This is a genomic window from Mucilaginibacter lappiensis, assembly GCF_900155965.1.
GTDB classification, from domain to species: domain Bacteria; phylum Bacteroidota; class Bacteroidia; order Sphingobacteriales; family Sphingobacteriaceae; genus Mucilaginibacter; species Mucilaginibacter lappiensis.
Genome location: NZ_FTMG01000016.1, coordinates 75,473 through 91,849, shown reverse-complemented (window position 1 = coordinate 91,849; position 16,377 = coordinate 75,473). Strand labels below are relative to the sequence as shown.

The following is a 16,377-nucleotide window of genomic DNA, read 5'->3' as shown; positions in this document are numbered from 1 at the left end:
AGTAAATGCAGTAAAATTTTTATACATTTGAATGTCAGTTTATTAATTAAGTGGTTGTATTCGCTGCAATTAATTTCATTATCTGTCATAGCCGGATCATGGCTGACACCAGGGGCGGTCCGAAACGCTCCTGGTTTACTTCCAGATAATCATAAGTGAGAAATGGGAATGTAGATTTATTGCATAACTATAATCCTCCTTCCAGTAATTTTAAAGTGTACTTTTCCGATTTTTTCCAGATTATTCAATAATTCTGTAATTCCTTTGGAGCGATAAAATGTGCCCCCAAAACGCTGATTTTCAAAGCTGCCCTGGTATTCAACATCTACATCATACCAGCGCGACAGCTTTTTCATAATGGTATTAATGTTGTCATCGTTAAATACAAAATACCCATTTTTCCAGGCCATCACCTGGTTGATACTCGCATCTGAAACATTGATCACATCGGCGTTATTTTTTACTACTGCCTGCTGACCGGGTTTCAATAAACGTTGTTGACTATTTTTTGTAATTAAAACAGATCCTTCCAGCAAAGTAGTGGTGAGCTCTGCATCGTCAGTATAGGCCGCGATATTGAAATGTGTGCCCAAAACTTTCACACATACATTATTAACACACACATAAAAAGGCTTATCCTTATTTTTAGCGACTTCGAAATAAGCTTCGCCGGTAAGTTTTACATGTCTTTCGTTACCGGCAAACTCAACCGGGTAACTTAAAGATGAGGAAGAATTTAACCACACATTAGTACCATCCGGGAGTTTTACTTTATACTCGCCCCCACGGGGTGTGGTCAATGTATTATATACCGTATCTGTGTTGGTGGCTGTTTGGTGATTATCGGCCAGTGTGTTGTAAACCAATCCTTCGTTATGAGCTTTGTTTACTACTGTACGGCCCGATTTTGTGAGCATTCCATCAGCTGCGCTGTCAAGTAAAATAACTTTTCCATTAGCCAGTGTTAAGGTCGCTTTTGTACTACCCGGTAAAATTTGAGAAGACTTAGTTCCTGCTAAATCATTTTGATTAGCTATTTTATGATATCTGTTAAATAAAAAATAAAAACCAACAGTGCTAAAAAAAATAAGGATAGCTGCAACTCTTATCCAACTACGGTACCATTTATTTACGGGTTTAGCATCCTCTGGTTCTACGCCCCGGCGCATAAACCTCGAATCGGATTTAATGCGCTCCAAAACTTTTTTAGCTTGAAAACGATTAAACTCCGGCCCTTCTTCCAGCGTAAGTAATCGCTCATCTATTGTCTTAGCTATTTCGTCAGGATCATTATTTCGCAGATAATCAAGCAACTCAATACAGTCAGTATCAGTTATGGTATTGTTAAAATACTGTTGCAATAAACGCTCGAGTTTATCCTTATTCATATATAATGGTTTATAATACCCAGAATGGGCTTGGTATGTAGAGAACACACTAACTATGGGGTAGGACTAGTCGCTTTTAAAAAAAATTAGCTGTTATAAATAATTAGCTGTTTTTAAAACATTCCAGACCGATATGCCAGAAGTTCAATATCGAACGCACCATGTATCAAAAACGAACATCCAGGCTCTTATTAAATTCACAATTACTTAATAATAAGCCATTTAAATAATGGCATTTTGTTTGAACCTCCAATTTCACTTTGAAATAAATTGCCTCCAGAACTTGGTACAGCTGGGCTTACACTTTTTATCTATTTGATATTATCATTTTTAATAAAACCTATATGATCAGGAATTACCTAAAAATCGCCAGACGAAATCTTATCAAAAACAAGTTTTCTTCTTTGATCAATATTAGTGGGCTTGCAGTTGGGATGGCCGTAGCCATGCTGATCGGATTATGGATCTGGGATGAAGTATCTTTTGACACCAACTTTAAAAATCAGGATCGCATTGCAAAAGTAATGGATAATGCCTGGGTCAACAACGAAATAGAAACCGATGGAGGATCAGCTTTGCCATTGGCGCCTGCCCTGCGGAGTAACTTTGGGGAGTATTTTAAACATGTTATTATAACATCTTGGACTAATAATCATCTTTTAACTTATGGCGAAAGGAGCGTAACCCAGCAGGGAAACTACATGGAACCAGCCGTTACCGACATGCTATCGTTAAAAATACTGAAAGGTGCCGCCAGCAGTTTAAACGATCCTACATCTATCCTGCTTTCGCAATCAACTGCAAAAGCTATTTTCGGCAATACCGACCCTATAAACAAGATGATCAGGATAGATAAAGAAACAAACGCCAAAGTAACCGGCATTTATGAAGATCTGCCTGTTAACTCCTCTTTCGGAAATCTTTTTTTTATAGCGCCATGGCAAATGCTGGCTATACAAGAAAAATATGCTACCCGGTTTAATAACCCATGGGGGGCAAGCTGGTTTCAAACCTATGTTCAGCTTGCTGATGGCGCGGATATAAACCTGGTATCGGCTAAAATTAAAAATCTGAAACTGAATGCACTCACCAGTACACACAACAGCGACGCCAGGTATAAATCTCAACTTTTTCTTCAACCCATGAGCCGCTGGTACTTATATGGCGAATTTAAAAACGGAATTAATACCGGAGGTCGTATTCAATATGTATGGATGTTTGGAATAATAGGCTTATTTGTATTGCTGCTTGCCTGTATTAATTTCATGAACCTAAGTACAGCACGCTCCGAAAAACGAGCTAAAGAGGTAGGCATCCGCAAGGCTATCGGTTCTGTTCGGAGTCAATTAATTGCCCAGTTTTTTAGCGAATCTCTTTTAATAGTTTTTTTAGCTTTCCTCCTATCATTATTAATAGTTCAACTATGCCTACCCGGATTTGATCACCTTGCTGATAAAAAGATAAGCATATTATGGGAAAATCCATTATTCTGGGCGCTGGGAATTATTTTTAGCTTATTCACAGGGTTAATTGCAGGCAGTTATCCTGCATTATATTTATCCTCATTCCGCCCGGTAAAAGTACTAAAGGGCACTTTTAAGGTGGGCCGCTTAGCTGCTATACCACGCAAAGTTTTAGTCGTTATACAGTTTACCGTTTCTGTGGTGTTGATCATAGGCACTATAGTTGTTTTTCAACAAATTCAGTTTGCTAAAAACCGGCCTATTGGTTATAGTCGTAACAATTTAATAAATGTACACCTGCAAACCGATGATATCAATAAACAATACCAGTCCTTAAAAAATGATTTACTTGCGAGCAGGGCAGCAATCGGTGTATCCGAATCAGAAAGCCCGGTAACAGCCGTATACATTAATAACGGCGGCTTTAACTGGAGTGGCAAAGACCCTGGTGTTCAGGAACAATTTGTAAGTATGGCCGTTACATCTGATTTTGGAAAAACCGTGGGTTGGGAAATTAAAGAAGGAAGAGATTTTGACCCTGCCTATTTATCAGATTCATCAGGATTTATTGTCAATGAAGCGGCAGTAAAGTTTATGGGCCTTAAACACCCGGTTGGTGAAACCATTGAGTGGATTAGTAACGGAAAGTTTAAAATTATTGGTGTAGTAAAAAATATGGTTAACCGCTCGGTATATGAAACAGCTCAACAAACCTTTTTCTATTTACCAAGGTGGCAGCATTTATCAAACATTAATATAAAAATTAATCCGTTAATGAGTGCCCATGATGCACTCTTAAAAATCACAGCCATTTTCAAGAAGTATGATCCATCAACACCTTTAAATTACCAATTTATTGATGAAGAATATGCCAAAAAATTCGAGGACGAAGAACGCATAGGCACACTGGCAAGTTGCTTTGCGGCCCTGGCTATATTTATCAGCTGTCTGGGATTATTTGGCATGGCCTCATTTATGGCCGAGCAACGTATAAAAGAGATAGGTGTACGTAAAGTTTTGGGGGCCTCAGTATTCAACCTTTGGCGGTTACTCTCTACCGATTTTATAAGGTTAATCATTATTTCTTTATTGATTGCTAGTCCGGTTGCGTGGTACCTGATGCATAATTGGTTACAGCATTATGAGTATCGCTCTACTATATCCGGCTGGGTATTTGTGTTAACAGGTTTAGCAGCTGTTATAATCACATTGCTTACTATAAGCTTCCAATCTATAAAGGCAGCATTAGTTAGTCCTGTAAAAAGCTTAAGGAGTGAGTAAGAAACAACGTGCCCTTAAAAGTTATGGACTGATAAAACTAGGGCTAAAAAATAGATGAGATCTGAATATTGTAAATGAGATTTTAAAGTTTTGAGTGCCTCAACCATATGGTTTTTTACAGTATTGGGTGATATCTGCAATTGATCGGCTATTTCTTTGTGTGACAAGTGCTCTACACGGCTTAACCTGAATATCAGTTGCTGCTGCTTTGGTAATTTATTGATGATCTTTTCTGTAAACTGTTCCAGTTCATTTACCAGCAGATCCTCTTCTGTATCGTTATGTATGGTTACTATACGAGCGATCAATTTATCGGCAAACTCTCTTGACTGGCAAATTTGCCTTAGTGCATTTAATGATAATCTTTTGGCAATTACATAAATGTACAGCCATATATTTCCTTCAGGATTTAGTTTCTCCTTACTCATCCAAAGATTTATAAAACATTCCTGAACAATCTCTTCGCTCTGCTCCCTGTCTTTTAAAAATCTGAATGCCAGCCTGTAAACTTTTTCACAGTACATTTCATAGATAGCATCAAATGCAGACTCTTCGCCTGCAATCAATTGCTGAATTTGATTACTGTTAATAATTTTATGCACTTTACTATTTACGTTTATAATTAATTGGGATATAAATATAGACAGGAATTTTTGATATTACCATTCACTTTTCTATTTATACGCCACTACATTAACACTACCAGAAAAAAACATTAAAAACAGTAACCTAATAATAAGTTAAAGTTGGTGTAATATACAATGGTTGTAAACTATTCCCAATTATACGGCCTTACTCCTTTTCGTGGTAGAAGTTAATAGTGTACTTTATTAAACAATTGATATTCATAATTTGTAATTTGGCCATATCAATTTGATTGATGATTTATGATCAATTTAACAGAGCGACACCAATATATTATCAATAAAATGCAAAAGGAAGGCTATGTTGAAGTAGTTGACTTATGCAAAGAGTTAAAAGTTTCGTCCGTAACTATCAGGAAGGATCTGAAATATCTGGAAGAAAAAAACCTGCTTTTTCGTACGCACGGCGGTGCAACACAAAGTAATCCTTACACCACAGACCGCCCTGTAAATGAAAAGGAAAAGATAAAATCGAACGAAAAGATGCGCATCGGGGCTGCTGCTGCCGGCCTGATCGGTGTTAATGATTCCATTATCCTGGCTTCGGGGACAACCATACAGGCCTTTGCAAAAAGCATACAGGCCAGGGAAGCCCTTACGGTTATTACCTCGTCATTAAATGTAGCTATTGAGCTGATCCATGCCCCTGGGGTTGAGGTATTGCAACTGGGTGGAATGATCAGAAAAAGCTCTTCCTCGGTAATGGGGACTTATGCAGAAAATATCCTGAAAGATTTCTTTTGCAGCATGCTGTTTTTGGGTGTGGACGGTATTGATATTGAATACGGCCTTACCACCACCAATGCCATGGAGGCTCATCTAAATAAGCAAATGATGGCCATCTCCAACAAAACTATCGTACTAGCCGATTCTACCAAATTCGGAAAACGCGGTTTTGGTAAAATATGCAATATTGATGAAATAGATCAGATCATTACCGATGATCAGATATCGGATCATGTGGTAAATACACTGGAAAGCGCTGGTGTTACCGTTACCATTGCTTAATTGTAACCTAAAAAGCTTTACGTAATTTAATGATCCGCATGCAGTGCATCAGTTTCATTACGGGATAAACCGGATCTATCTCAAACCATCTTTTACCAAAGTTAGCGCTGTTAGGATGCCTGTGATGATTGTTTTGAAATAGCTCTCCCAGCATCAGGAAATCAAATGGGGTGGTATTTTTTGACTGGTCGTTATTATCAAAATTAGTATAACCATATTTATGGCCACACCAGTTTACAATGGCTCCGTGAACAGGCCCCATCATAAAATGTATGGGTAAAAGCAGGAACATCCACCAATGGCTGGCGTAAACAATATAAAAACAGGTATATGCCGCCCCAAACAATAGCCTGGAGAGTATAGAAGAGCCTATCCTGTCAATTAAGGGCCATTCCGGATAATTGCCCGAAAACCTGGCTTCGGGCTCTGTAGTCCTTTTCAGATGATCCCGAAATGTTATAATAGTTGCTTTCATCATTTGAAAGATGTCTGTAAAGAAATGAGGAGAGTGCGGATCTTTTTCCGTATCGCTGTAAGCATGATGTTCGCGGTGCATGATGGCATAAGCCCTCGGGTTTAAAAACGAGGCCCCCTCAAAAAAATAAGCCATTAAATAAAATACCCGTTCGGCAGTTTTACTAGTGGTAAACATGCGATGGGAAGCATAGCGATGTTGAAAAAAGGTTTGGAAAAACAACGACAAAAACCAATGTGCAATAAAAAAAATGAGGATCGTCATAAAATAAACTAATGTGATTTAATCACCGTCAGTTCATCGGCTTTAATGACGAACGCATGGCCTAATGATCGGAAAAAACAGAGAAGGATAAAGTGAATTATTCTTTGAGTTCGACGACGAGTATGCTATGTAGCGGAGTGCCGCAAGTTAACACCTTTTCATGATCATTATTACAATAAATGATTTCTAAATTGTTATTATTTCGTTTTGCAATTATTCCCTTATTGTAGTTTTATCGGCCAGGGCCATACGGGCAATTTCATCTTTGCGTTTAAAGGCAACTCCCGGCTGCTGTTGAATATATTTGATGATTTCACTGGCAGCCTTTACCATTTGCGGGCTACCGCCAATACGATCATGAAAACTGATTGACATTTGCCTGCGTTTGTATTCAGACTCTGCGTAAAGCTGATCAAATTCCATTTTAACCTGGTTAACAAATTGATCTGCTGAAAAATTCTTTCCTTCTATCAGCATAATGTCGTTACACCGAAGGGTATATGGCACAACTGCAAAATCTTTATCGTTTACCTTAATAATAAAAGGCTCATCACGGCTCAGATCATCAATATGATAAATGAAGCCTAATTCCTGTAATATTTTCAGCGTGTTTTCACCTCTCCTAAGCCAATTGGCGTTATATCCAATGGCATCAAAACCGGTCACTTTTTTTATAGCATCAATGCCATCTTTAATAAATTTCTTCTCTTCATCGTAACTCATGGTATATTCGGTTGCCCAGTTCATACCATGTGCTGCGGCTTCGTGGCCCCGCTGTACAATCTCTTTTGCCAGCTGCGGATTCTTTAAAACCGCCGTACCCACCATATGCGAGGTTACTTTAATACCCAGCTTGTCCCAGTTATCAAGCATCCTGGGAATACCTTCTTTATAACCATAAGCAAACCAGGTTGCCGCAGGCAGATCGATGAAACCTTTTTGCATATTCTGCGGAAAAGGGCTTTCGGCATTATCAGGTTGCCCACCTGCCTCAAACTGCATGGATACAGAAACCACCAAACGGAATCCATCGGCCCAATGTGTTTTTGGCTTGGTCTGTTGTTTAGTTTGCAATAAATTAATTGCACTGGCTGGTTGCACAGCACCAGCTAAACTTAAAATACTACTCTTTTTAATAAAATCTCTACGGGTTTCCATTGCTTAGTTTTGTTTAATTAGTAATTGGTCAATTGCCCAGGTGTTACTACTGATGAACTGCAACAGCATAGTAAAGAAGGCAACATGAATAAGTTGGGATGGCAAAGCTTCCCAGTTTTCAATCATACAAGTTCCGAAAACAAGTATGATCATGACCAGGCTGCCTGCCATGAGGGCTGGTTTTGTAAACAAACCTGTAATGAGCAGCAGGCCAATAATAAATTCGGCAATTGGCAATACATAACTAAAGGGAATAACCAAGGCTTGGGGTAATATGGATTTGGCAAAGCTGCCCACCATCCAATGGCTAAAAGTTTGAAGTTTGGGCAGGCGTACCAATCCATGCCCTAACATACTGGCACCAATGGCCAGCCGGAGTAATAAAAAACTGTTTGTATTCATAACTATTGTTATTTATGAATACAAAATTGCAGTGTATTAGCTCAACATACTTGCAGATATGCAGGATTGATCTGTAATTTCAAAGGTATGGAAACGTTTTATGTCCATACCTAACCCACTACCATATTGTAGTTAAGGAATCTCAGACTGATTTCCATATTTTAAACACATTTTCATACCGGGCATCGGTATCACGTATAACAACCGATAAGTGATCCTGGCGTACAGGAAAATGCTGGTCAATAGCGCCATAGATCTTTTGCAGGAGATTACCCAGCTTTTGTTCAAAATCAGCTTTACTGATACTAATCAACACCTGGTTACCCAAAGCAGCCACTATCCCCTGCTCCCCAATCTCGCTTTTTAGCAAATGGATCACGTTAACGGTTAACGTCCTGGCAGCAATTTCTGCCATTGTTATCATTTCGTTCATTATAATACCCCCAATTAAATGGTAAAAGCGTACTTGTTTATCTTAATGAGATACGTGGGCGTTTGTGTACATGAATTTCTTCGGGTTGCTGATCGGCCAGTTTAACCACAATGTCCCGATCACCAATGGTGCTGCCGTCAAGCTCTTTGATTGCATGCAATCCTTGCTGGTTATCCTGCATCTCAACAAAACCAAAGCCTTTGCTTTTGCCTGTTGTGGGTTCTGTTATAATTTTTACTGCTATAACGGCACCAAATAATTCAAACAATTGCCTGATACCTACACCGCCTACATAGAATGGAATATTGGCTACAAAAATTTTCATAACTCCTGATTTTAATGATAAACACTTATTAACCCGCAGTTAATAAATAACGATCCGGATTTATGAAAAGTTTAAGAAATTTTTAAAAATTACTGATTATGATTTATTGATGACATCAATTATAAACCAGACAGCACGAACAATATCGTTAACCACCTGTAAATAAGCCATTAACACCAAATTACAATATAGTCTCAAAATTAAAAAGCCCGGTTTTGTACCGAGCTTTTTACATTATGGACGTGTTAATAGTTAATTAGAGGACAATTTATTGGGCATTAAGCGTGTTTAAAATACAGGTATTTGATCTCATACTGACGATCAACTTTATCAAACGCCATGAGATCAGCATCACGGCGGAAATGATTTCGAATACTGTAACGAAACTCAGTACGGGCCGGAAAGCTTTTATCCATATTTTCTATAGTTAAACTTAAAACCGGGTTTGCAGTGCTAACACTATAAAAGTAGCATTCAACAGGTGCATATCCTTTGCCTTGTTGGACTAATTGCTGGCGACTGTAAAGCATAAAACCGGCGGTATCCAATATCTTATAAGCTACATTCTCATAAAACCTGAAGTCCTGGTTATTTTGACGGTATCCAAATATTTCACTTTTGGATAGCTTCATTTTTTTGCCCTGGTAAGCCAGTGTTACATACTTCCCGTTTAAAAACCCGTTCAGTTGAAGTTTATCGTTATTATCTAGGGCATAACTTAATTTACCTGATTTGTAATCCTGTTCGTTAAGGTATATACCAGTGGCGTTTTTTGTACTTTGTGCTTGTGATCGTACACCTTGTATACAGATCACCATCAGTGCGATGAGCACTTTGATTGATGTTTTCATTTTTTATGTTATTTAATGATACTATAAACTAATAGTATTTCTTTAAAAAGCCGGGCTGCACCCCCCGGCTCCAACCTTGCTAAACTTACCCAGACACTTGAGCGTAAGTTATTGCAGGTTTTGTAATATTTTTATCGAAAGGCTAATTAAAGCAATTAAAACCTTACTAATAGCGCCCCTATAAACCTTGTTTCGGATGGTACCAGATCGGGTGTAAAATCTGTTGGCACCGGGGTGGTATTATATCCATCAGGAGAAGTTACGCCACCGTGGCCGGCAAAGTAAGGCACACTGGCGTGGCGATGTACAACCTCCAGGCGAAAGGTCAGGTAATCATTCGGCATCAGGTCAATCGTGGTTGAATAATCGTAACCATGAAACTGATCACCGGGGTTAGCGCTAAACGGATGTGAACCAACTGCACCCGTGTTGATAGCTGGTATAGGGTTGGCATCGCCCGTTGGATATAACACCAGGTAGCGGCCCGGGTTATTGATCACGCCACCACCGATCGTCCAGCCCAAATGCCCTTTAGCCATTACCATACGGTGATAGATCATACCGCTGGCGAAATATTGAGCCGGCCCTTTAACCGGGTCCGCGTGGAAGCCATTTACACCGTCACCTTTTTCAAAACCGATATCACCGGTGATTGAAAATGCGGCGCTGTTAACAAAGCTGCCTTTATCTTGGCTTTTAAAATATCGAACCTCGATGCTGTTATCGGAGTGGAAACGTTTTCTACCGGGTTTATCCTGGGTATCAGCACCATAATAAGTATTGGTTAATGCCTGAAACCACTCTACAGGGCGCCATAAAATCTGACCACCTATACCTGGTTGGCTATTGAACATACCGTATGATTGCCAGCCATTGATCAGCCATGGTTCAATTTTCAGCTTATCGCTTACGAATATCTGTACGCGGATACCGTTAAAAAACCAGGGTGTGTTATCTGAAGTGAATGATGGCTGGTAGGCCCAGTTTTCGGCATTGTAATAAGAGAATAAACCTACGTATGACATGAATATACCCGCATCAACGTTAATACCGTGCAACACATTAAAGTGATAGCCCGCATTAGCTTCGCTTAAATAACGATAAGCGGTACCCAGATCAAACTGCCCCCGGGTAACACTTAAATCGTTACGAGGCACTACCGTGGCTCGCGTACCAAACTGAGTAAGTACACTGGCACGAACATTATCGTAGTGAAAATCACCACCGAAGGCAACCGTCGAAATTTCAAATTCATGATCACGAGCCAATGCGGTTGAGCCCACTACAGTATGATCAATAGGATTATGATTTGACGCGGTATAATTAAAATCAAGCAGGAAACGACCGGTAAAATATTTGGTATCCAACAGGGCTTTATGCCTGCGGTCATTACCGTTAAGCCAGGTGAAGTCGCCAAAGGCAAATGGTTCAGCAGGAGCAGCTTTGGTTTTTACAGTATCCTTAACCATGGTACTATCCTTTTTCAAGGCAATTGCATGATCCTGGGAATAGGCATTAGTTAATGTTATGCCTAGAACAAGTGACAATAGAAATTTTTTCATTTTGAATATGGAAATTATTTGTTTTTGTGGTGGGGCAAAGCTTTGTTTTATTGCTCTTCCATAACCACGTTAGTACTATTTGCGGCTTAGTAGCCAATAGGTATACCAGACTGGCAACCTCGATCCATATCGATTGATTATCAGTAACTTATTTTAAATTCTATTTTTTAAAAGTTGCTTCTTAAAAGAAAACCGTCTCATTTTACTAGGACGGTTTTCTCATTTTGATCAGTTCATGAGTATTTGATACTCTTCAATTTTGCGGTAGAGCGTGGCTAAGCCAATACCAAGTATCCTGGCAGCCTCTGTTTTATTGCCCTTGGTGTATTTTAATATACGCCTGATGTGGTGTCTTTCTACACTATGCAGATCAAGCGCAACCAGGTCATAATAGCCACCATTATGAAATTCATAGGGCAATAGTTTTGGGGTAAGCAGTGGTTCATCCATCAGAATAATCACTCGCTCTATCACATTTTTCAACTCCCTGATATTCCCGTTCCACTTGTGTTGGTTCAACAGTTTCAAAAAGGTTGCATCTACGTCTGGTATTTTCTTTTTAACCTTAGCCGAATAAACTTTTACAAAATGTCGGGCCAACACCTCTATATCCCCTATCCGTTCGCGCAGTGGGGGCAGTACAATAGAAAACCCAGATAAGCGGTAAAACAGGTCAAGGCGAAAATGCCCTTCCTCTGATTCTTTTTGCAGATCGCGGTTGGTAGCAGCAATCAAGCGTACATTTATTTTGGTGGTTTTGGTTTCGCCAATTTTAATAAAAGTACCATTTTCCAATACGCGCAATAATTTAGCTTGCAGGTCATGACTCATTTCTCCTAATTCATCTAAAAAAATGGTTCCACTACTGGCTTCTTCAAATAAGCCTTTTTTATCTTTAACAGCTCCAGTAAATGCACCGGCTTTATAACCAAACAGCTCGCTTTCCAATAATTCTTTACTAAAGGCACTGCAGTTAACTGCCACAAAGGGTTTATCCTTTCTTAAACTCTCATAATGTATAGCTTCGGCAAACACTTCTTTACCGGTGCCCGTTTCTCCCAACAATAAAACAGTGGCATCCGTTCTTGCTACCTTTCTTGCCAGTTCTACGGCCTCTAAAATAGCGGGCGATCGTCCCAGAACAATAGGGAACCCGTGCTGTGCCTCTACCTGATCCTGCTGCTCACTCACCTGATATTGTAAGTTAGCCTTTTGCATAGCTTTACTTACCATGGGTATGATCTTATCATTATCATCGCCTTTGGTGAGATAATCAAAGGCTCCGTTCTTGATGGCTAAAACTCCATCACTGATAGTACCAAAGGCAGTAAGGTTGATCACCTCTATATAGGGTTTGATCTGTTTGATCTTACTTACCAGGTCTACCCCATTAGCGTCTGGCAATTTTACATCACTCAAAACAACCATAATATCCTCACGCTCAACTATGCGTATACCTGCTTTGGCATTAGCCGCCTGTACTACTTGATACCCTTCCAGGCTTAGTATACGGGCGAGTAATTCACTGAGCTTCACCTCGTCATCAATTATTAATATGTTTGATTTCATTTCTGTACTTGTTTGGATTGTTGATCAACATCAGCGGCAGGGTTTCTAATAGCCTGACATAGGTGTTGATACCTTTTTTGATCTCTTCGAGATAAATAAACTCATCGGAAGAATGAGACCTGGCAGAATCACCCGGGCCTATTTTTACTGAGGGAATGGTTAACCAGGCTTGATCTGAAGTGGTAGGCGAGCTATAAGTTTTACATCCTATGGCTATACCAGCCTTCACAATGGGATGGTCAATAGGCACCGAAGATGCTCCCAATGATCCCGGGCGTACCGTGATCTGGCATGACACATTCTTTTTGATGGTATCCAGGATTTCCTGCTGAGTGTAGGTATCATCATTACGGATATCAACCGTAAACTCACATAAAGCAGGAACAATATTATGCTGTAAACCCGATTTGATGATAGTGATGGTCATTTTTACCGGTGGTAGCCCGCTAAACTGTTGCGGAAACTGGTAATTCCTGAACCAGTCAAGATCTTTCAGACATTTGTGAATAGCGTTATCCCCCTCTTCTCTCGCAGCATGACCTGAACGGCCATTGCTGATGCAGTCAATCACCAGGTTTCCCTTTTCGGCAACCGCCATTTGTAATAAGGTGGGCTCGCCCACTATGGCCAGCTCCAGTTTGCCCAGCAAGGGTAGAACTGATTTAATTCCGTTTTGACCAGAGTTTTCCTCCTCGGCAGTTGCTGCCAGGCAAAGGTTAAAACCCAGCCCCTGGTAACAATAAAAATGCAGAAAGGTGGCAATCAGTGACACCAGGCAGCCCCCTGCATCATTACTCCCCAGTCCATATAATTTTCCGGATGTTATTTCGGGACAAAATGGATCATTGGTATAACCGTCATTGGGCTTAACCGTATCTAAATGGGAGTTGAGCAGGATAGTAGGTTTAGTACTATCATAATATTTATTATAGCACCAAACGTTATTGCCCTTTCTTTTTACTTTAATGGAATAACCGGCCAGGTACCGCTGTACCATATCGGCCACCACGTCTTCATTGCCGCTAAATGAGGGCGTTTTAATTAATTGTTGCAGCAAACTTACCGACTCGCTAAAAAGCTGTGCGTTCATAGGCAGGCCTGTCCATAACGGAGAAACATCTGCCCGTTCGTTCAAATCTTTTATCATAACCATAAATAATTAATTTAACTGTGGATCAAACAACATGGCGGTGCACAAGCAATTACACCTGTTTTTACTTTGCAATACATCATAATTAACACAGCTTTTGCAGCTGTCCCAAAATCTGGTTTCCTGTGCAACCTCACTATAGGTCACAGGTTCAAAACCCAGGCGGCTATTCATTTTCATAATGGCTAACCCCGAGGTGATACTGAACACCTTGGCAGATGGGTACTTGGTTCGGGATAGTTCAAATATTTGTGTTTTGATTTGGGAGGCTACACCTTGGTTACGGTGTTTAGGAGATACGATAAGACCGCTATTGGAAACAAACTGTTCGTTGTCCCATGTTTCTATATAGGAGAAACCAACCCATTCGCCGTTTTCGGTGATGGCAACTATCGCTTTGCCTTCATCTATTTTTTCTATGATAGCGGCTGCAGATCTTTTGGATATTCCGGAGCCCCGTGCTATCGCGGAGCTTTCCATTTCATGGATAATCTGGTCGGCAAAAACCACGTCAGACGGAATGGCTGACCTTATAATAATTCGTTCATCTTCCATTTATTTTTTAGTTTATTTCAGTTACAAGCATGGATTTTTTTTATAACTGTATATAACCTATTGCCAAAAGAATGCCCATTACGCGGCTAGCACACCATTTATGTGTTTAGATCATTTAAATACAGATTTTATTTTTCAGACACAGAACGGGACATAAAAAAAACCTATCAAAATGAAAGGCTTTTTTTTCAATTTAAGCAATTTTGAGATTATTGTACAGGATGGAGATCTACAGAATTGCCAATGTAAAGTTCAAGGTAACCTTCTTCGTTCACTGCAAATTTGCCTACTTCGGTCATATTTGCTGATTTTTTTCTTCTTTTGGGGCCGGCTAACGGGATAATAATAACCGTTAATAAAGCCACTATTTTAAGTACGATATAAATTGATGCCATGATATAATATTAAATCAGGACACTTAAACTAATAACATGCCGTAAAACACATGTTATTATTCAATTGGCCCTAAACAAGCCTTAAACCAATAAAATAGGAGAATATATAAAAACAGGAAAAAGCTATCCTATCATTTTGAAATAATCAGATTATCAAAATGATAGGAAATAGTTTAAGATTTTTTATAGGATGTTATGCTGGAGTATTCTAATAGTTGATATTATTAGGCCGCGAATAAACCAAGTGCATTACGTTGATATTACGCATGGTAAAGGCAGCTTCACAGTAGCAGAAATAATAATTCCATTTGCGGATAAAGGCATCATCAAAGCCCAGCGTTTTAATTTTTGAAAGGTTATTATTAAACTGATCGTGCCATAGCCTTAAAGTTTTGGCATAATCTATACCCAGGTCTTTAATATCTATCAGCGTCATATCGCCGGTACGGTTAACAGCGCTGTTTATAGCAGCCACAGATGGCAGCAATGAACCCGGGAAAATATGTTTTTGTATCCAATCGACACCTTTACGCAGACTATCGTACCTGGAATCGGGTGAGGTAATTACCTGTATGGCCAGTATCCCGCTTTTTTTGAGCAGTTCATGACATTTTTTGAAATAGCCATCCAAAAATTTATGACCAACGGCTTCCAGCATTTCTACCGATACTATTTTGTCAAACTGGCCTTCCATCAGCCGGTAATCCTGCAATAAAATTTTAACCCTATCACTTAAGCCTGCGGCTTCAACGCGTTCAACCGCCAGTTTATGCTGTTCTTCGGATATGGTTAAAGAAGTAACCCTACAACCGTATGTTTGGGCCATATATATGGCATTACCACCCCAACCACTACCTATCTCTAACACATGATCATGTGGTTTTAAATGTAGCTGACGGCACAAACGCTCATATTTTGCCAATTGTGCCTCCTGTAAACTTAGTCCATCGCGATAAAAATAAGCGCTGGAGTAGGTCATGGTAGGATCCAGGAAACTGGCAAAAAAATCATTGTTCAGGTCATAATGTTCTGCTATGTTTTTTCTGGAACCACTAACCGTATTGGCCCTTTTGGAATGATATAGTTTATTGAACCATTTAAACAGATTTAGGGCTATGGTTTTTGTGCGACTGCCTGATACGCCAGGGGCATTTTCAATATTAAGCAACACCCATTTAATAACATTGGTTATGTTATCGGTATCCCAAAGCCCATCTGTATAGGCTTCTCCAAAGCCAATATCGCCATACAGGATAATCCGTTTGTAGAACGATTCGTCGTTTATGGTTATGCTTGCTGTAATATTACCCTCGCCCGTGCCCATCGTTAGTATCTCTCCGCATGGCAAAGTCAGATAAAGGGTTCCTTTATCCATCTTGTACAAAAGCTTTAAAACAATGTCCTGGTAAATACCGGTACGTCCGGCAATGGCAAGTGTATTATCCATTAGTAAG

At 39.6% G+C, this 16,377-nt stretch carries 16 protein-coding genes; 2 read left to right on the top strand and 14 right to left on the bottom strand.

Translation table 11 applies throughout. The annotated features are described in order from the left end of the window. Nucleotides 1-176 precede the first annotated feature (176 nt). Nucleotides 177-1,388, bottom strand: coding sequence for a FecR family protein (locus BW976_RS23570; protein ID WP_076377158.1), 1,212 nt, complete (start codon nt 1,386-1,388; stop codon nt 177-179). Nucleotides 1,389-1,732: 344 nt separating this feature from the next. Here BW976_RS23570 and BW976_RS23565 point away from each other — a divergent pair, with 344 nt between their 5' ends. After that, nucleotides 1,733-4,132, top strand: coding sequence for an ABC transporter permease (locus tag BW976_RS23565; protein ID WP_076377156.1), 2,400 nt, complete (start codon nt 1,733-1,735; stop codon nt 4,130-4,132). 14 nt (nt 4,133-4,146) lie between these two features. On the opposite strand, the gene BW976_RS23560 is transcribed toward BW976_RS23565, so the two are convergent. After that, nucleotides 4,147-4,734, bottom strand: a complete 588-nt coding sequence (locus BW976_RS23560) for an RNA polymerase sigma factor (protein WP_175614168.1) — start codon at nt 4,732-4,734, stop codon at nt 4,147-4,149. 285 nt (nt 4,735-5,019) lie between these two features. Between BW976_RS23560 and BW976_RS23555 the strand changes: the two genes are divergently transcribed. Next, complete coding sequence (locus tag BW976_RS23555; protein WP_076377154.1) at nt 5,020-5,784, top strand: DeoR/GlpR family DNA-binding transcription regulator; 765 nt, start codon at nt 5,020-5,022, stop codon at nt 5,782-5,784. A gap of 7 nt (nt 5,785-5,791) precedes the next feature. Here BW976_RS23555 and BW976_RS23550 read toward each other — a convergent pair whose 3' ends face one another. The 12 genes from BW976_RS23550 to BW976_RS23495 all read right to left on the bottom strand — a co-directional run bounded on the left by BW976_RS23550 (nt 5,792) and on the right by BW976_RS23495 (nt 16,370). Beyond that, nucleotides 5,792-6,523, bottom strand: a complete 732-nt coding sequence (locus BW976_RS23550) for an acyl-CoA desaturase (protein ID WP_076377152.1) — start codon at nt 6,521-6,523, stop codon at nt 5,792-5,794. 213 nt (nt 6,524-6,736) lie between these two features. Beyond that, the gene (locus BW976_RS23545; RefSeq protein WP_076377150.1) at nt 6,737-7,681 is read right to left on the bottom strand and encodes a polysaccharide deacetylase family protein; all 945 of its coding nucleotides are present in this window, start codon (nt 7,679-7,681) and stop codon (nt 6,737-6,739) included. Nucleotides 7,682-7,684: 3 nt separating this feature from the next. Continuing rightward, nucleotides 7,685-8,083 carry a DoxX family protein gene (locus tag BW976_RS23540; protein ID WP_076377148.1) on the bottom strand — a complete coding sequence of 133 codons (399 nt, stop codon included), beginning with the start codon at nt 8,081-8,083 and terminating at the stop codon, nt 7,685-7,687. A gap of 142 nt (nt 8,084-8,225) precedes the next feature. Beyond that, nucleotides 8,226-8,516, bottom strand: a complete 291-nt coding sequence (locus BW976_RS23535) for a hypothetical protein (RefSeq protein ID WP_076377146.1) — start codon at nt 8,514-8,516, stop codon at nt 8,226-8,228. 37 nt (nt 8,517-8,553) lie between these two features. Further along, a complete protein-coding gene (locus BW976_RS23530) occupies nt 8,554-8,841 on the bottom strand; it encodes an RNA recognition motif domain-containing protein (RefSeq protein WP_076377144.1) in 288 nt (95 codons plus the stop codon). A gap of 278 nt (nt 8,842-9,119) precedes the next feature. After that, nucleotides 9,120-9,692: a hypothetical protein gene (locus BW976_RS23525; protein WP_076377142.1), complete on the bottom strand. Its 573-nt coding sequence runs from the start codon at nt 9,690-9,692 to the stop codon at nt 9,120-9,122. 155 nt (nt 9,693-9,847) lie between these two features. Continuing rightward, on the bottom strand, nt 9,848-11,254 hold the full coding sequence (locus BW976_RS23520; protein WP_076377140.1) for an outer membrane beta-barrel protein: 1,407 nt from the start codon (nt 11,252-11,254) through the stop codon (nt 9,848-9,850). A 228-nt stretch (nt 11,255-11,482) separates the two neighbouring features. Next, nucleotides 11,483-12,823 (bottom strand): sigma-54-dependent transcriptional regulator, encoded by a 1,341-nt coding sequence (locus BW976_RS23515; RefSeq protein ID WP_076377138.1) that lies wholly within the window; start codon nt 12,821-12,823, stop codon nt 11,483-11,485. Further along, nucleotides 12,798-13,976: a M20 family metallo-hydrolase gene (locus BW976_RS23510; protein ID WP_317042960.1), complete on the bottom strand. Its 1,179-nt coding sequence runs from the start codon at nt 13,974-13,976 to the stop codon at nt 12,798-12,800. Before BW976_RS23510 ends, BW976_RS23515 begins: the two co-directional genes overlap by 26 nt. 6 nt (nt 13,977-13,982) lie before the next feature. Beyond that, nucleotides 13,983-14,528, bottom strand: coding sequence for a GNAT family N-acetyltransferase (locus BW976_RS23505; RefSeq protein WP_076377136.1), 546 nt, complete (start codon nt 14,526-14,528; stop codon nt 13,983-13,985). A gap of 209 nt (nt 14,529-14,737) precedes the next feature. Then, nucleotides 14,738-14,923, bottom strand: coding sequence for a hypothetical protein (locus tag BW976_RS23500; RefSeq protein ID WP_076377134.1), 186 nt, complete (start codon nt 14,921-14,923; stop codon nt 14,738-14,740). A gap of 208 nt (nt 14,924-15,131) precedes the next feature. Then, nucleotides 15,132-16,370 carry an SAM-dependent methyltransferase gene (locus BW976_RS23495; RefSeq protein ID WP_076377132.1) on the bottom strand — a complete coding sequence of 413 codons (1,239 nt, stop codon included), beginning with the start codon at nt 16,368-16,370 and terminating at the stop codon, nt 15,132-15,134. Nucleotides 16,371-16,377 lie beyond the last annotated feature (7 nt).